This is a genomic window from Gilliamella sp. B3892 (genome assembly GCF_026536305.1).
Taxonomy (GTDB): Bacteria; Pseudomonadota; Gammaproteobacteria; order Enterobacterales; family Orbaceae; genus Gilliamella.
On record NZ_JAFNOK010000003.1, the window covers coordinates 249,567 to 267,438 of the forward strand.

Annotated in this window: 18 protein-coding genes, 1 tRNA gene and 1 pseudogene; 6 read left to right on the plus strand and 14 right to left on the minus strand. The window is 36.2% G+C overall.

Features of this window, described 5'->3' with window-relative positions:
* Positions 1-407 precede the first annotated feature (407 nt).
* The 3 genes from J3U74_RS05395 (at position 408) to J3U74_RS05405 (ending at position 1,675) form a co-directional block, all read left to right on the plus strand.
* A complete protein-coding gene (locus J3U74_RS05395) occupies positions 408-953 on the plus strand; it encodes a hypothetical protein (protein WP_267346903.1) in 546 nt (181 codons plus the stop codon).
* A 46-nt stretch (positions 954-999) separates the two neighbouring features.
* Entirely contained in the window at positions 1,000-1,161 is a 162-nt protein-coding gene (locus J3U74_RS05400) for a hypothetical protein (protein ID WP_267328896.1), read from the plus strand.
* Positions 1,162-1,276: 115 nt separating this feature from the next.
* Positions 1,277-1,675: an immunity 22 family protein gene (locus J3U74_RS05405; RefSeq protein WP_267328897.1), complete on the plus strand. Its 399-nt coding sequence runs from the start codon at positions 1,277-1,279 to the stop codon at positions 1,673-1,675.
* Between the two features lie 59 nt (positions 1,676-1,734).
* Here the strand turns inward: J3U74_RS05405 and J3U74_RS05410 are convergent.
* From J3U74_RS05410 to J3U74_RS05420, 3 genes and pseudogenes are all read right to left on the minus strand, one after another.
* Positions 1,735-1,952: pseudogene (locus tag J3U74_RS05410) on the minus strand (transposase); the annotation flags it as partial.
* Between the two features lie 222 nt (positions 1,953-2,174).
* Complete coding sequence (locus tag J3U74_RS05415) at positions 2,175-2,312, minus strand: Arm DNA-binding domain-containing protein (RefSeq protein ID WP_267328898.1); 138 nt, start codon at positions 2,310-2,312, stop codon at positions 2,175-2,177.
* Between the two features lie 175 nt (positions 2,313-2,487).
* A tRNA-Asn gene (locus tag J3U74_RS05420) sits at positions 2,488-2,563 on the minus strand.
* 147 nt (positions 2,564-2,710) lie between these two features.
* Between J3U74_RS05420 and J3U74_RS05425 the strand changes: the two genes are divergently transcribed.
* Positions 2,711-3,286, plus strand: a complete 576-nt coding sequence (locus J3U74_RS05425; RefSeq protein ID WP_267329424.1) for a TIGR00730 family Rossman fold protein — start codon at positions 2,711-2,713, stop codon at positions 3,284-3,286.
* A 62-nt stretch (positions 3,287-3,348) separates the two neighbouring features.
* Here the strand turns inward: J3U74_RS05425 and fruA are convergent, their stop codons facing one another.
* The 11 genes from fruA to glnA form a co-directional block, all read right to left on the minus strand.
* The gene (fruA, locus tag J3U74_RS05430; RefSeq protein ID WP_267329423.1) at positions 3,349-5,049 is read right to left on the minus strand and encodes a PTS fructose transporter subunit IIBC; all 1,701 of its coding nucleotides are present in this window, start codon (positions 5,047-5,049) and stop codon (positions 3,349-3,351) included.
* An 8-nt stretch (positions 5,050-5,057) separates the two neighbouring features.
* The gene (gene fruK / locus J3U74_RS05435) at positions 5,058-5,993 is read right to left on the minus strand and encodes a 1-phosphofructokinase (RefSeq protein WP_267329422.1); all 936 of its coding nucleotides are present in this window, start codon (positions 5,991-5,993) and stop codon (positions 5,058-5,060) included.
* A 2-nt stretch (positions 5,994-5,995) separates the two neighbouring features.
* Positions 5,996-7,201, minus strand: coding sequence for a fused PTS fructose transporter subunit IIA/HPr protein (fruB, locus tag J3U74_RS05440; RefSeq protein WP_267329421.1), 1,206 nt, complete (start codon positions 7,199-7,201; stop codon positions 5,996-5,998).
* A gap of 189 nt (positions 7,202-7,390) precedes the next feature.
* On the minus strand, positions 7,391-8,413 hold the full coding sequence (gene cra / locus J3U74_RS05445; protein WP_267329420.1) for a catabolite repressor/activator: 1,023 nt from the start codon (positions 8,411-8,413) through the stop codon (positions 7,391-7,393).
* 168 nt (positions 8,414-8,581) lie between these two features.
* Positions 8,582-9,337 (minus strand): ABC transporter ATP-binding protein, encoded by a 756-nt coding sequence (locus J3U74_RS05450; protein ID WP_267329419.1) that lies wholly within the window; start codon positions 9,335-9,337, stop codon positions 8,582-8,584.
* A complete protein-coding gene (locus tag J3U74_RS05455; RefSeq protein WP_267329418.1) occupies positions 9,334-10,305 on the minus strand; it encodes an iron chelate uptake ABC transporter family permease subunit in 972 nt (323 codons plus the stop codon). Before J3U74_RS05455 ends, J3U74_RS05450 begins: the two co-directional genes overlap by 4 nt.
* Complete coding sequence (locus J3U74_RS05460) at positions 10,295-11,251, minus strand: ABC transporter permease (protein ID WP_366518707.1); 957 nt, start codon at positions 11,249-11,251, stop codon at positions 10,295-10,297. Before J3U74_RS05460 ends, J3U74_RS05455 begins: the two co-directional genes overlap by 11 nt.
* A gap of 6 nt (positions 11,252-11,257) precedes the next feature.
* Positions 11,258-12,238: a siderophore ABC transporter substrate-binding protein gene (locus J3U74_RS05465; RefSeq protein WP_267329417.1), complete on the minus strand. Its 981-nt coding sequence runs from the start codon at positions 12,236-12,238 to the stop codon at positions 11,258-11,260.
* Positions 12,239-12,420: 182 nt separating this feature from the next.
* Positions 12,421-13,869, minus strand: a complete 1,449-nt coding sequence (gene glnG, locus J3U74_RS05470; RefSeq protein WP_267329416.1) for a nitrogen regulation protein NR(I) — start codon at positions 13,867-13,869, stop codon at positions 12,421-12,423.
* An 11-nt stretch (positions 13,870-13,880) separates the two neighbouring features.
* On the minus strand, positions 13,881-14,930 hold the full coding sequence (gene glnL / locus J3U74_RS05475; protein ID WP_267329415.1) for a nitrogen regulation protein NR(II): 1,050 nt from the start codon (positions 14,928-14,930) through the stop codon (positions 13,881-13,883).
* A 96-nt stretch (positions 14,931-15,026) separates the two neighbouring features.
* Entirely contained in the window at positions 15,027-16,436 is a 1,410-nt protein-coding gene (gene glnA / locus J3U74_RS05480; protein ID WP_220218879.1) for a glutamate--ammonia ligase, read from the minus strand.
* A gap of 453 nt (positions 16,437-16,889) precedes the next feature.
* Between glnA and J3U74_RS05485 the strand changes: the two genes are divergently transcribed.
* A complete protein-coding gene (locus J3U74_RS05485; protein WP_220218878.1) occupies positions 16,890-17,330 on the plus strand; it encodes a rhodanese-like domain-containing protein in 441 nt (146 codons plus the stop codon).
* Positions 17,331-17,360: 30 nt separating this feature from the next.
* A complete protein-coding gene (secB, locus tag J3U74_RS05490) occupies positions 17,361-17,849 on the plus strand; it encodes a protein-export chaperone SecB (protein ID WP_220218877.1) in 489 nt (162 codons plus the stop codon).
* The last annotated feature ends 23 nt before the right edge of the window (positions 17,850-17,872 follow it).

Consider the following 17,872-nt stretch of genomic DNA (forward strand, 5'->3'; position numbering starts at 1 on the left):
TAAAAATTTTGTATGCGACTATAAACCCTTATCATCTATTTATCCGTCGAACCGATACTCATATGGCTATGGACAAACTTGCTATAAGTATGAGTTAAAAGGCATGTTTACTGCCTCTAGACCTGTCGGATTTTATAAGGATAAGTTTATCATTTTAGATGCCACATTTTATGATAAAATGAGACAGATGCAGAGGTGGAAGGCTTTTAATCGGTGAGTTTGAAAAATAGGACGATGTTAAACACGCTTAGTATAATATAATTATTTTTGATTTAATTTATCTATTAATCATATATATTTTATTGGTATCATGAGCAATTAATGGAAATGTAAAAGTCCCCAATGGTTTAGAAGAAAGAAGTTTACAGAAATATTAAAAGGTATAATGAAATATAATGAGTGTATTAATGAAAAATAAAGGAATCTTTTTTATTCTAATAATGATATTAATTTTTCCTTGTCAAGGACAAGTTAAAAATGTTTATAGTAAACAAAAGATTCAAAATGAGAGCGAAGCTAATATTATTAAAAATAATATTGTTTATATTCAATTTGATAATGCAGGGGAAGTCCATAAAAATTTAGTATCGGATCAACCGTATGATCATTTTATAATTCAAATAGAACAAGGAAATATAAAATTTAAAGAAAACTATAAATTATTAATTAGTAACTATGGTGATAGAAATGATTTAACATTTACTTTGACAAAAGTAAGTAAAAAAAAATATACCTTAGAAATTATACAAGAAACTAGACATTTAACGGTTGATAAATTCATCTTTGAAAAGGATAAAAACAACTTATTAGAATTAATATCCATGGAACAAATCCAATCGGGAAATACTATTCAAATCTGTAAATATAGTATGTCAAGAAAGAAAGGAAAGGAAATTAATTTAATCATAGATTCAATTAATGATCCTCAATGTTTCAACGTTAAAAATAAATAATATTAAAAGTTAGATACATAAACAAAAAATAAGTCTACAGCCCAAAATGAAAAAAGGAGCAACCTTGCCGGACAATAAACAATCACAACCCAATCAACCCGACAACAAGGTATTACAACCTCAAACCGATTTCTATCCAGCCAACCCTAATCAAATTGTCTATGATTTGTTACATCAATCTGATTTTCAGATTAAAATTGAAAAATGAAAAAATAAAAATCCAATGGCGTCCGCACCAGCCTATTAACCCAGAACAACAATTTTACCGCTTTTTATAAGAAGATTAAATAACTGGGCTGACTATAGATTAAAAGGAGGTATAAATGCTCTACCATCAGGATTATTCTCATGTAAATAAAAAAAATAATAATGAAAAAAATGTTTCAATTTGGATTGGTAATTTTCAAGATAATGAACAATTGGAAAATTATCTTTTAATGGAATATCTAGACAATGAAGATTTGCCAAGATCTCAATTCACTAAAGACTTTAAAATAGACTATTATGATCAAGATTTTCAAGAAGCTTATTGTGCTGGAGATTTTCTTTCAGTTGAAAATCTTATTGAACCTATCTCTTATTCAGAAACATTTATAAACCAAATAAAAAGTGAAGATAAAAATTATAATTCCTTAATTGCTGTTTATAAATATAAATATGATGGAGAAGTTAAACAGAATAGTAATATATTTTTTCTTGGAGTATATGAATATGAAGAGTAATATCAAAAAACAATAAAAATAAATCATAAAGCCAACCCTTAAGTTAGCTTGACCCTATCCTATATTTTGTTTATTTTCCAGTTTTGGATAGGCATTGTCATTTTTTAGAAGCTTGTTGTATCGCTAAATAGATGACCTTTTTAACTGAGTCATCGGTCGGGAAAACCTTACGTTTCTTGATAGCATGACGAATAACACTATTTAAAGATTCTATTGCATTAGTGGTATAAATCGCTTTGCGAATATCCTTAGAATAAACAAAGAAGGGGCTGATATTATCCAATGTCTGCGCCATTTCTTCATTTAACACCGTTTCAATCACCAGCTTATTCATAAAGCCCGTTAATTTGCCTAAATCTTCCTGAGTCTTTATGCCTTTGGCAAGCTCTACGGCCATTTCTCTTAGTCTTTTTTCGTCTATTTTTTATCTACCTATTTTTTTATCATTAGAGTAGTTCAAAAATAGGCAAATACACAAATTTATTTATAGGATCGTATATTAAAAAACCCATTTTTTAACATTGTTTTTTCGAACAATAAGAACTAAACCATTTCCGTCTCTTAAATACAAGTTTTTATCATTTGCTCGACTATTTTTAATTTGATTATCTGTTAATCTTTTAATTATTTTTGGCATAGAATTCTTTTCCTTGAGGAAAAAATGAGCATTTTTGCTAACCCTCATTTGAACCCGAAAAAATATTGAATTGATAGAAAAAAAGATAGATGTATATGGATAAGAGGAATACTAAAAAAATATAATATATTGATTTATAAATAAAGATGTATAGGTATGAGATGAAGTGGAAAGTTGGCTCCTCCAACTGGACTTGAACCAGTGACATACGGATTAACAGTCCGCCGTTCTACCGACTGAACTATGGAGGAACACTCAACGGGGAGAATATTAACCATCAAAGGCTGCTGTGTCAATCGTTAATACACTAAATATAACCAACTGCTCACCTTATAAACAAATCATGCGATTTATATGCTATTATTAGCATTCTTTAGCTTAATATTGTTGATAAATTAATGAAAAAAAATATATGTGTTTTTTGTGGTGCCAGTGAGGGCACGTCTCCGGAATATCGTTTAGCCGCTGAACAATTAGGCAAAACCATTGCCAATCAAAACAGACGTTTGATCTACGGCGGTGGCAATAAAGGTTTAATGGGAATTATTGCTAATGCGGTCTTAGCCAATGGTGGTGAAGTTATTGGCGTTATTCCCGAACGTTTAGTACAAGCTGAGACAGCGCACCACGGTATTACCCGTTTAGAAGTCGTCGAAAATATGCATCAACGTAAAGCCAGGCTTTCTGAGCTAGCTGACGGTTTTATCGCTATGCCGGGCGGAACAGGCACGCTCGAAGAAGTTTTTGAAGTTTGGACGGGTATGCAAATAGGTTATCACGAAAAGCCGGTTGCTTTGTTTAATGTGAGCGGATTTTGGCAATCATTATTAAACTTTCTGGAACATTCGGTTAATGAGGGCTTTATTCGGGATAGTTTTTATCAAACATTAATTGTGAGCGATAATAACGAATTAATACTCAAACGTATGGATGAGTTTGTACCTAAAGATTTGCAGCGTTGGGTAAAAAAATAAAAGCTAATAACCGGAATAAAAAAACGCCATCATTTGACGGCGTTTTTAGTATTTTATTTCTGTTAAGCAGCTTGAGGATTTTCATTCACCGATTCGGGTGCTTTAATTAATGCATAAGCAATACCTGCAATAAGTGAACCAGCAACAATTGATAATAAATATCCAACAACTGGTTTCACAACCCCAGGTATTGCCAAAGCAAATAATCCACCATGTGGAGTCATTAGCGTTGAGCCAAATGCTAATGCCATACCACCAGTGATTGCTCCACCAATAATACAACAAGGGATTACACGTAGCGGATCACGCGCTGCAAAAGGAATCGCTCCTTCAGAGATAAAGCATAAGCCTAAAACTAGAGACGCTTTACCACTTTCTTGTTCTGCTTTAGCAAATTTTTTGCGGGCAATAAGTGTGGCAATTCCCATCGCTAATGGTGGTACCATACCGCCAGCCATAACTGCCGCCATAGGTGCATAAACTTGTGAAGAGATTAAACCTGTACCGAATGCATACGCAACTTTATTGATTGGTCCGCCCATATCAGTACACATCATACCGCCTAAAATCGCACCTAAAATAACAGCATTACCAGTACCCATTGAGTTAAGCCATGATGCAACATTCCGCATCAACCATGAGACTGGCTCACCAACGACAAATTGCATAACAAGTCCGGTTGCCAGCGTAGCAAGCAACGGTACAATTAAGATTGGTTTGAGTGCTTCCATACTTTGTGGTAATGGTAAATATTTGGCGATGATCATAGATATATAACCCGCAAAATAACCAATAATAATACCACCTAGGAAACCAGCTCCCGTTGATACTGCAAGCAAACCACCAACAAGCCCCGGAGCAAGACCCGGTCGGTCAGCGATCGAGTAAGAGATATAGCCGGCAAGTAAAGGCACCATTAACGAGAAGGCTAAACCACCAATTTCAGCTAAATGAGGTTCACCGACAAGTTTTTGGACACCATCTTGCATTTCAAATGACCCAAAGGCAAAAGAGAGTGCAATAATCAATCCGCCCGCAACTACCATTGGTAACATATAAGAAACACCGGTTAAAAGATGTTGATAGACACCTTTTTTCTCATTGCTTGATTTTCCGGATGAGGCACCCGCCGAAGGTTGATAAACCGTCGCTTCTTCAAATGCTTTATCTAACTCTTGAGCAGTCTTTTTAAGAGCTGGACCAGTCTTAGTTCGGTATAGTTTTTTACCGGCAAATTTACTGAGATCGACATCGATATCGCAAGCTGCAATCACAACATCAGCCGCAGCGATCTCTTCTGGCGTTAATTCATTACCTACACCCACAGAACCACGGGTTTCTACTTTACACCACCAACCACGTTTTTTGGCTTCTTCTTCGATCGCTTCAGCTGCCATAAAGGTATGAGCAACACCGGTTGGACAAGCTGTGACCGCAACAATACGTTTTACACCTGTATCTGGCTTAGATGCTGGCGCTGCTGAAGTTGATTGTTGGTAAACACTCGCTTTAGTCGGCGCATCATTTAAAATCTGTTTAGGGTTAGCAAAGATTTCATTTAAATCTTCCACCACATAAACTTTTTTGCCTATCACAGACTGATCACCGATATCACCACCACCAACAGCAACAATGACATCAGCAGATTGAGCATTTTCTGCGATTTTTAAATTTAATGAATTGGCAGCTAAAGCTAGTTCTGCTTTAGCCAAACGTCCGTTAACCGGACCAGAATGACTACCTTCAACTATATATATATTCATGAATACTCCTATCCCGCAATTATTTCAATTTTTGAAAGCATGTTAGTGACTGCTTGACGGTCAGATATACCAACTCCTGCTTGTCCAACTGATAAAGCGGCAACACTTGATGCAAATACTAAGGTGTCTTTAATGGATAGATTAGTCATCAGACCATACATTAAACCACCAACCATAGAATCACCAGCACCAACAGTGCTAACTACCTGACATTTAGGCGGTTTTGCCAACCATGCTTCGTGTTTTGTTACCCATAAAGCACCTTTACTTCCTAGTGAAATTACCACGTTCTCAACACCGCCATCAATAAGTTCCATGGCAGCTGTTTTGATTTCTGGTAGGGTGGTTAATTTCCGTCCTACCCACATTTCTAATTCTTTATCATTAGGTTTAATTAACCATGGTTTGGCTTTTAAACCGGCAACCAAAGCATCTCTTGAGCTATCAAACACAATTTTTGGACAAATGGCTTTGACTTGTTTCATCCAATCAGTGAACTTATCAAGCGAAACGCCCGCTGGCAAACTACCACTGATTGCCACCATATCGATATCTTTCAACCATTCAAGCGAGCTTTTCACAAACAGTTGCCAGTCATTTTCGCTGATAGTAAAGCCGGAAAAATTAAGATCCGTCACTTCACTATTTTCTTCGGTCAATTTAACATTGATACGAGTACGGCCTTCAATCGTTTGGAATTTGTCGACCACATTTAAGGATTTGAATAACAAATTAAAGCCATCACGATTTTCTTTACCTAAAAAGCCACCAACGGTCAATTTAACATCTAAATCAGATAATACTTTAGCGACATTAATGCCTTTGCCAGCGGCAAGTAAAGCATTAGTTTGAACAAGGTTCACATCACCAAGTTCCACTTTGGGACAAAATCCCAAAAGATCATAAGCTGGATTTAAGGTAATAGTTGCAACACGATATGTCATCACTAAACGCCCTCGCCTAAACCACTTTCAATTGCTTGACCAATTGCATCAAGGGCTTGTTGTGCATCATCACCCACAGCGGTAAATCTTAATCGGCTACCTTTTTTAGCACCCAGAGCGACAATTTTCATAAGACTGGTTGCGCTTACCGCTTCACCTTTACCGTCAAGATTTGCCACTGTAACTTTGCTGTTAAACTCTTTGACAAGTTTAACCAGTACTGACGAAGGTCGGGTATGTAAACCGTTTTCATTTGGTACAATAAAATCACGCGTTAAGGTTTCACCACTGGTTTCAGTCGTGGTTGATTGATTCTGACTAACGGCTGATTCTGCTTGAGTATTATCACAAGCAACCCCCTCACCACCTGCTACCAGAAGATGATTAAGCGTATCAATATTGGCCGACAATAGTTGATCTAATTTTTGGTTAAAGGTCAACGTTGCAATATTAGCAATAATTTCACACACGCTATCATCAGTTGCTGACATTGTGATTAATAATTTTACAGGGTTACCGTCTTGACTCAGATCACTGACTGTGCGACTAATTGCAATCGCATTTTTTAAGTTACCTTCTTTGCTATCATTTAACCAAACACCACTGCCTAAATAATTAGGTTTGTTATCAAGCACATTAGCAATAAAAGATGCGTTAACGGCATTTTGTTGTTTTAAGCGTGAAGCATTTAATGCTTGTAATGTCGCTAGGCTGTCGGCGGTAATATCTAATAAGACACAATCATGATTAATACTAATTTGGCTATCTTGTGAACTCTCTTTACCGGTCAAAATGGCAATCGCATCATCGGCAGATTGAATGTTTTTAATTCGTTCTTCAACACCGTCAGCACCCAGAACATGAGTCAGTTGACGCAATAGTTCGAGATGTTCATCAGAACTTGCCGCAATACCAATAGCTAAGTAAGCTTTTTCACCATCATCGCCCCACTCAACACCTTCAGGGAAACAAAACACTTGTACGCCTGTTTTTTTAACTAAATGGCGGGTTTTAGTTGTACCATGAGGAATAGCAATACCGATACCCAGATAAGTTGCAGCTTGCTCTTCCCGTTCAAGCATACCATTAACATACCCTTCTTCCACATAACCGGCGTTAGTTAAGGCTGCTGCAATTTGTTTTATTGCTTCTGTTTTATTGGGTGCTTGTTCATTTAAATGAATATTTTCTTTAACTAAATGAAACATATAATAAATACCTCGGGGTTAAAATGTTAGATCTACTAAAATAACTCAGTAATTCTAAATCCATAATTGAATCATATTGAATCGTTTCAGCAATAATGAATACAAACTTATTAATTATCAAATATTTTATTTCTATTAATAATTAATCTGTGATCTAGATCTGATTTTTGTTAAAAATTCAAACAGCTTTTAATTCTTAAAGCTACCATCCCGACTAAAGCTACCACGATAGATTAACCGTCTTGGTATAACAGTAGTACCGGGTTGGTACTGTTTTTTCTGTAAACTATTTAATAATAACTCAATAGTTACTTTGGATACTGCTTTATGATCTTGAGAAAGCGCTATCACTTTACAAGGTAAAAAATCCAGTAATTCATTATCGCCAAATGTTGCAATAGTTAAATTTTCTGGTAGATGACCTAACTTTTTCAATATCGCATCAATTGCGCCTTGCAGTAATGAAAAAGAGGTTGAAAAAATACCATCTGGTATCTTATTTGTTTCCAGCCAGCGACTAAATGTTAGCGCTGCATCGTGCCGACTATAATTATTTACGCATAAAAAATCAACCCTATTACAGTGGTCTTGTGTAATATCTTTAAAACCTGCCATACGAAGCTGGCTTACAGATAAATTTGGTGATGCGCCAATATAAACAATATTACCCTTCACAAATTGATTAAATGTTTGCGCTAACATCTTTGAATCTTCTTTATCAGCCCCAACAATGTTTCTAAAGTGGTCTGCCGATAATGTTCTATCGAGCGCAAATAATGGCATTTCATTATTTTGCCAGTCATCATAAAAAGTATAATCATCATCAGACACGAAAGCAGATGAGATGACTAAGGCATCAACACGGCGTTGTCTAAGGTGTTTAACACACTCTTTTTCTATTTCAGGATTATCTTCCGAACATGAAAGCAGTAGCTGATAACCCTCTTTGCGAACAAGTTGCTCTAGATAATTTGCTATTCGGGTATAACTGTTATTTTCTAAATCAGGAATAATGATACCAATTGTGCGTGTTTTACCTGCTCTTAATCCTGCCGCTACCGCATTAGGTTGATAGTTATGCTCTTTTACAACCGCCATAACTTTTTCAATGGTTTTATCACTTACCCGATACTTCTTTGCTTTTCCATTAATTACATAGCTGGCAGTTGTTCTTGATACACCTGCTAACAAAGCAATTTGTTCTAATTTCATTAAACTTTCTCAATCAAAAAACTGTTAGTAATTTAACCTAAATCAACTTACATTGTAAACATCGACCGTATTGTTTATGCAATGATTTGCAATGTTAACAAACAAAAAATAGTGTCGATATTACAAATGGTTACTTTAACCAACACCTAAGATAATTGATCAAATTAACTAATAATAGATAGCAATATTTTGATCATGCACATTCTCAATTTTAACGGGAGTATCAAAGATCTCTTCTAATATCGCCGCATCCATAATCTGTTTTGGCTCGCCTTGATAAATCAATTTCCCATCTTTCATCGCTAAAATATAGTCTGAATAAACCGATGCAAAATTGATATCATGAATAACAATCACAATGGTCTTACCCAGCTCATCAGCCGCTCGCCGTAACTGTTTCATCATCGAAACTGCGTGTTTCATATCAAGATTGTTTAGCGGTTCATCAAGCAAAACATACTCAGTATCTTGACAAAGCACCATGGCAACATAAGCACGTTGTCGTTGTCCGCCGGAGAGTTCATCTAAAAAACGATCTTTATATTCAGTCAGATTTAAAAACTCGAGAGCACGATGAATATGCTCATAGTCATTAGCATTTAAGCGCCCTTTAGAATAGGGATAACGGCCAAAACCGACAAGGTCAAAGACGGTCAGCCGACTGGTAAAGCGATTTTCTTGTCTTAATACAGATAAGTAAGTAGCAAGTTTATCACTAGGTGTATCAACCACATTCATATTTTGAATTTTTACTTCGCCTTCGTCAGCCAATAGCAGACGACTTATTATTGAAAGTAACGTCGATTTGCCTGCACCATTGGGGCCAATGATTGTCGTAATGCCGCCTTGGGTTATAGTGGCATTGACATTTTTTAATACTGAAATTGATTGGTAATTTTTACTGATATTGTTAATTTCAATCACTTTGGCACCTTTTTCAATAATAAGAAGATAAATAAAGTGCCTCCAATAAACTCAATAACAATCGATAGCGCACCGACCATATTTAGCACTCGCTCTAAAAACATTTGTCCTCCTACAAGAAAAATAATGCCTAATAAAAAGGCTGTTGGTAGTAAGTAACGATGTTGGCTAGATCCACTTACGCTATAGGCTAAATTTGCAATCAGCAGACCTAAAAAAGTAAATGGTCCAACCAGCGCAGTAGAGATTGCAACTAAGATTGATACAAGTAATAAGATTATCGAGACATTTTTTTGATAATCGAGGCCTAAACTAATGGCATTATCACGCCCTAATGCTAACACATCAAATCGATAGCGCATTTGCCACAAAACCAGCCCAATTATGGTTACAATAGCTAGCGAAAATAGAATTAACACAGGTTCCGCTCGAGTAAAGGTCGCAAAAATGCGGCTTTGCAATACAGCAAATTCTGTCGGCGTCATTAATCGCTGTAATAAATTGGAAAAACTACGAAATAGTGTGCCTAGAACAATACCAATTAATAGCACCAAATGAAGATTTTGCTTAAGTTTAGTTAATAAGCCTTGATATAAAAAGAGTGAAAAGAAAATCAAGACTAAAGATTCAAATATAAATTTTCCTATTACGCCAATAAAAGGGATGCCTTGAATATCAATAAAAAATATGATTATAGTTTGAATTAAAACAAACAATGATTCAAACCCCATTATCGATGGAGTTAATATTCGATTATTGGTTAGGGTTTGGAAAAGTAACGTTGAGGTTGACGCTGAAAACGCAACTAAAATCATGGTTAACATAATCCATGTTCGATGCATGAGAATATAGTTGATGTTTCCTTTCAAATTAATGGTCATAAAGCAAGTAATGCAAACTAGAGCGAGAACTAACAGTATTATCACCCGTTTTGCGCTGGAAAACTGACGATTTAGATTAACGGACATGACGTTTTTGACTCAATAAAACTAAAAAGATAACTGCACCTATAACACCAAGGATAACACTCACAGGAATTTCGAATGGATATCGGATAACACGCCCAATAATGTCACATATTAACACTAATCCACTGCCCAAAAGACAAATCCATGGAATCGTTTTACGGACATTGTCCCCCATTAATAAGCTTACAATATTGGGGACAATCAATCCTAAAAATGGCAATACGCCAACAACAACGACAACAATTCCCCCGATAAGTGCGATAACAATAAGGCCAATTAACATCACTCGGCGATAATTGAGACCAACATTAACCGAAAAATCACGCCCTAAACCGACCACCGTGAACTGATCGGCATTCCAACAAGCTAGCAACGTTAGTCCCCCAACTAACCATAAGAGTTCATATCGTCCTTGTAAAATTCCGGAAAAATCACCCGATTCCCACCCGGCAAGAGACTGCAATAAATCAAAATACATTGCGAAGAAAGTGGTAATTGCGCTGATCACAGCCCCAAGCATAATGCCAATAAGTGGTACCATAAGTGCAGATTTATACATAATTTTCCGAGAAATATACATAAAAATCAGCGTACCGAATAAAGCAAATAGGCTTGCAACAACCATTTTGATCATGACGCTAGCAGCAGGCGCAAAGACCATCATTACCAGCAGTCCTAAACTTGCCGCTTGCGTCGTGCCTACAAGGGAGGGTTCAACAAATCGATTTTGAGTGAGCAACTGCATAATCAAGCCAGCCACACTCATAGCACTACCTGCTAATAATAATGCTAGTGTTCGAGGGAGTCGGCTAACAAAGAAGATTTCTCGCATGTTACTGTCAGTCCAGAGTTCTGATAATGTGACATTCCCTGCACCAATAAACAGACTTACGACAACCATTACCATTAAAAAGACAATGGCTGTCATAAAATAAAACGATTTAATCATACACTAATTATTCGTTGATGTTTTTTGTAACGCTTCTTCTATTTGATCCATCAATCGACTATAAGTTTGAATACCACCAGCAATATACATTGATGTTGAATCCAGATAAACAATATGATTATTTTTCCATGCGGCAGTTTTTTGGATCAATTCGTTATTTAAAACTTGTTGTGCGGATAACGCTTCTTTATTACCAATGGCACTATCACGGTCTATAACAAATATCCACTGCGGGTCAACACTCAAAACAAATTCACTGGTGATCGAATTACCATGACGGCCTGCTTCTTGGAAAACAGCTGCCGGCTTGAAACCTAAAACATCAAACACAAAGCCAAAACGAGATTTTGGACCATAAGCTGACATTTTGCCACCATTAACCATAATCATTAACGCCGAACCAGCTGTACTTGTTTTTGGTTTTAGTTGTTCTATTTTTTGATTAAAGTCTTCAATCAATTTAGATGCTTCTTTCTCTTTTTCAAAAATCCAACCTAATTGACGAGTTCGCTCAGTTAAACTCGCTAAGAAATTATTGGAATCGATATCTAAGGAGATTGTTTTTGCTAATTTTTCCAATTTTGGATAGGCATCAGTTGCTCGTCCACCTGCTATAATTAAGTCAGGATTGATAGAGCTAAGTACTTCATAATTTGGCTCAAACAAAGTCCCAATGTTAGTATAGGACTTATCACTATATTTAGATAAGAAATCAGGTAAATGGACATCTGATTGTGGCACAGCTGTGACTGGAATATTTAATGCATCAATAATATCAAGCGTTGCAATGTTAAAAACAGCTACTTTTTTGGGAGCATACTCAAACGATGCTTCGCCTTGAGCGTGTTTAATTATCAGAGCATCTTTCCAAACATCGATATTGGAATAATCTGTTTTTTGGTTATTCTTATTATTATCGCACCCAACAACTAACAGCAATACAGCAAACAGCACTGTAATTTTAACTTTGATAAATGAATACATATGAACTCCTATTAACTTGTTTAGATAAAACAAAATAAATGATAAATAATAATCATTATCATTAAATTGTATCTAAAAACAACTCAGTGTTCAATAAACTTCAAAGAATATGTAAAATTAACGTTAAATAAGGAGAAATCATATCTATTGCAAAACATTATAATAAAAAATTTATATATTCATCAGTGTGCACCACGATCATTTTCATTGGATAACTCTTTTAATTTTCGGGTTAAAGTATTGCGCCCCCAACCTAATAAATTAGCAGCATCTTGTTTATGACCTCGGGTAAAATTTAGTGCGCAATTTAATAAGATACGCTCAACATCTGCAACAGCTTCGGTTAATATTCCTGTCTTACCTGCGACTAAAGCTTGTTTAGCCCAATTTTCTAACTCATGTTGCCAGTCCGAATTAGATACCGACATCACAGGGGGCGATATTTCATTTGGCTCGCTAATATTAGCTGTGCATGGATGAAGCAATTCAGCAGGTAAATCCTGAACCAGTATCTCTTTACTTGAAGACATTACAGTCACCCACCGGCAAACGTTTTCGAGCTGTCTTACATTACCTGGCCAATTAAACAGGCATAAAATTTCAAGTGCCTGCGGACTTAATACTTTACTTTCAACCCCTAATTCTTGAGCGGTGGTATGCAAAAAATGCTCGGCAAGTTTTGGAATATCTTGAGAGCGATCACGTAATGGTGGCAATAAAATACGAATTACATTGAGCCGATGGAACAGATCTTCCCGGAATTTACCTTCTCTAACTCGAGCTTGTAAGTCTTGATGCGTAGCAGCAATAATTCTCACATCAACTTTAATTGGTGAATAACCACCAATTCGATAAAATTGCCCGTCCGCAAGTACTCTTAATAATCGGGTTTGTACATCTAATGGCATATCGCCAATTTCATCTAAAAATAGCGTACCGCCATTGGCTTGTTCAAATCGCCCATGTCTGATTTGTGCCGCACCAGTAAAAGCGCCCTTTTCGTGCCCAAAAAGTTCAGATTCAATCAGATCTTTTGGAATGGCCGCCATATTAAGTGCAATAAATGGCGATTGCGCACGTGGGCTATGGGTATGTAACGCTTTAGCGACCAGCTCTTTACCTGTTCCTGATTCCCCATTAATAAGAACACTAATTGAGGATTTAGATAACCGCCCAATAATACGAAACACTTCCTGCATTGAAGGTGCTTCACCAATAATACCAGTCGATGCTTTTACCGTAGTGGTATGCGAGGAATTATTGCTCTGATTTTGTAAAATAGCTCGTTCAACCAATTGAATAACTTCATCAACATCAAAAGGTTTAGGGATATAATCATAAGCGCCACGTTGATAAGCATTAACAGCCGCATCTAAATCCGAATGTGCCGTCATAATAATCACCGGTAAATTAGGCATCTGCTCCTTTATGTGGTGCAGTAACGTTAGTCCGTCAATCCCAGGCATTTTTATATCGGATATTAAAACTGCTGGTTTTTGGGGATGATTGACTAAAGCATCGATGACTGCTTGCCCGCTGGAAAAGCTGACGCAATGAAAATGCGCATTAGTCAGCGCTTTTTCTAATACCCAACGAATCGAACTATCATCATCAACAATCCAAACATTCATTATCATTTACCTCATTGTTTGATTGGCAAATAAATTGAAAACTCTGTATGACCCGGCCAACTATTGAACTCAATCTTGCCATGATGTTGATCCACAATATTATGCGCAATTGAAAGCCCGATGCCGGTACCCCCTTCATAACCACTTACCATAGGATAGAAAAGGGTATCTTGAATATGCATTGGCACTCCTGGTCCATTATCTTCAATATCAATGCGTGCACATAGCCGATAACGCTGGCCATGTATAGTCACTTGAAAAGCAGTTCTGGTTCTGATAGTAATTGTGCCGTTTTTTGCACCAATTGCTTGCAAAGCATTACGAACAATATTTAAAACAACCTGTTCTATCTGTTCGGAATCATGAATTAAATCCGGTAGGCTTGGATCGTAATCACGCAAAATTTGTACATTGTCCGGCTTTTCAAGGCACAATAGCGCATAGATTCGTTCAATAGCTTTATGAATATTTTGCTCTTGTTGTAGTAATCGTTGCTGAGGACCTAACAACCGATCGACGAGGTTTCTTAATCTATCCGCTTGTTCAATAATAATCTTAGTATAATCTTGTAGCTCGTTTTTCGGTAACTGGCGAGATAATAACTGAGCGGCGCCGCGTAGGCCACCTAAAGGATTTTTAATTTCATGAGCAAGCCCACGGATTAGATCACGAGCCGCACTCTGCTGCGCTTGCTGTAATTGCTCTTGACTCAATCGTTTATGATTATTTAATGGCGCCATTTCGAGCAAAATTTGCCCATTAGGTAGGAGTTGAGCGGTTAACGATAAAATATGTAATTCATCGTTAATCACTAAGTTGACTTCATTATCAGTAAAACCTTGATTTTGATCTAAAGCGTTTTGCATCAAATCAATATCCAACGAAAAGTAACCCAATAGATCGGGCAGATAGCTATCTAATAATTTTTTCGTGCTTTGCGCTAAAAGCTGCTGAGCTGCTGTATTGGCATAACGAATATGGAGTTGTTTATCAAGTAACAAAATACTTGTAATCATCGAATCGAGAACAAGATTAGCATCAGATTCATTATCAAATGTCATCGCAGGATTTCCGTCCTCATTTAAAACCACCGCCTGTAAGCGGTGGATTAATTTTTATCAAATAGCTGATAGACGATAATGTTATCAACATTAACGTTATAAACTATAGTAAAGCTCAAATTCGACAGGATGTGGAGTCATACGTACACGATCAACGTCTTGACGTTTTAAATCAATATAAGCATCAATCGTATCATTCGTAAATACATTACCACGTGTTAAAAATTCACGATCGGCATCTAATGCATTAAGCGCTTCTTCCAATGAACCTGCTACTTGAGGAATTAATTTAGATTCTTCCGGTGGTAAATCATATAAGTTTTTATCCATTGCATCGCCCGGATGAATTTTGTTAATGATACCGTCTAAACCAGCCATTAACTGAGCAGCAAATGATAAATATGGATTACCGGCTGGATCAGGGAAACGAACTTCAATACGGCGTGCTTTCGGGCTAGTCACAACCGGAATACGAATTGAAGCAGAACGGTTACGAGCAGAGTAGGCAAGCATAACGGGTGCTTCATAACCCGGTACTAAACGTTTATATGAGTTAGTCGCAGGGTTAGTAAACGCATTGATAGCCTTAGCATGTTTAATGATACCGCCGATATAGAATAATGCCATTTCTGAAAGGCCTGCATATTTATCACCTGCAAATAAGTTAACCCCATCTTTGGCTAAAGATTGGTGGCAGTGCATACCTGAACCATTATCGCCAAACATCGGTTTTGGCATAAATGTTGCGGTTTTACCATAAGCATGCGCGACATTTTGTACCACATATTTATAAATTTGTACTTCATCAGCTTTCTTAGTTAGCGTATTAAAACGACAAGCAATTTCGTTTTGTCCGGCGGTTGCCACTTCATGGTGATGCGCTTCAACAACTAAGCCAAGTTGTTCCATAATTAAACACATTTCAGAACGAATATCTTGCGATGAATCAACTGGCGGAAGTGGGAAGTAACCACCTTTAACGCCCGGACGATGCCCTTTATTGCCTTCTTCGTATTTAGTCCCTGAGTTCCAAGCCGCTTCAATATCATCAATATGAACAAAACTACCCGACATTGGCGTTCCAAAACGAACGTCATCAAATAGGAAGAATTCCGGTTCTGGTCCAAAAATAACGGTGTCGGCAATGCCTGAAGATTTCAAAAACTCTTCAGCACGTTTAGCGATTGAACGTGGATCGCGATCATAACCTTGTAGCGTTGCTGGTTCTAATACGTCACAACGGAGATTTAATGTCACATCTTCAAAAAATGGATCGATAACGGCACTTGAAGCATCTGGCATTAATACCATGTCTGATTCATTAATACCTTTCCAACCTGCGATTGATGAGCCGTCAAACATCTTACCGTCTTCAAAGAAATCAGCATCAATTTGACTAACCGGTATTGTAACGTGTTGCTCTTTACCTTTTGTATCAGTAAAACGTAAATCGACAAATTTAACATCGTTTTCTTTAATTAGTGTTAACACTTTTTGTATAGACATGAATCTTCTCCATTAAGGACAAATAATTGTTCAGTTCGTAAGGCATTGTTGCCAAAGGTTTATAAGTTGCTAAACTATATGCAAATATAATGCCACTTTTTAAAATGCCTTATTTCGGTGAATTTAATGGATCGATGATAACACAAATGAAACTCATGCACCAAAATAAAGCAAAACAAGATTGATTACGCACCAAAATTGAGCGCAATTGTGCCATTTTGCTTATTTAATGGGTAGATTTTGCTTGAATCTTCACTCTTGGTTAAATTAAAGCTGAGCAATATTGAAAAAAAGCACCAAAATAATAAATTGTTTTATTTGCGTTATCCGACTTTATAAATCTCAATAAATATTTTTTTGTGTTTACAAGATTTTCTTATTGGTACTATATTTCAGTGCATAATATCGTTATAATCTCTTCTTATATTGAAAAATTCAGGTAAATATACAAGTATGGACTTTATTACTCTCGAAATTATACCTTTTATTAAAAATCACCTTTTACTATCTTTAGGTTGGATTGTCCTATTTATTGCAATCATCGTATTAACGGTTAAAAGTAAATTATCAAAAGTAAAAATCATTAATAACGCCCAAGCGATTAATATGATCAATAAGCTCGATGCAGTTATTATCGATATTCGTTCAGCTGATAGCTTCAAAAAAGGGCATATCACTCAATCACACAATATCTTACCGATTGATATCAAAAATGCGAATGCAAAAACAATTGATAAATTTAAAGAAAATCTCATAATTTTAGTTGACGAGAATGGTTTATCATCATCAAGTATTGGTGAACTCCTTGTCAAACAAGGTTTTTTAAACGTATTTACGTTAAAAGACGGCATTGCTGGGTGGAATGGCGAAAATCTACCATTAGTAAAAAAATAATATAATATCATTTCAAAATAAGGTTTTATCATGACAGAACAAAACAATACACAACAAGCTGAAACACAATTTGCTATTCAACGAATTTATACCAAAGATGTTTCTTTCGAAACAAACAACGTGCCAGAAATTTTTACTAAACAATGGCAACCAGAGATGAATTTAGAACTTAATTCATCTTCACAAACACTAAGTGATAGTGTTTTTGAAGTATCACTCAGAGTCACCATTACCGTAAAACAACAAGAAGAAGTTGTGTATATTTGTGAAGTCACTCAATCTGGGATATTTTCATTAATTGGCTTTGAGGAAGGTCAAATTCAACATTGTCTTGGTGCATATTGTCCAAATATTTTATTCCCATATGCACGTGAAGTGGTGGCAAGTTTAGTGAATAAAGGGACATTCCCACAAGTTAACTTAGAACCAGTCAATTTTGAAGCATTGTATTTGAACTATCTTCAACAACAACAGCAACAACAACAAGCTGAAAATGAGTCTTCAGATACTTTACAATAATTATTGTTTTAAAGTTAACTAAA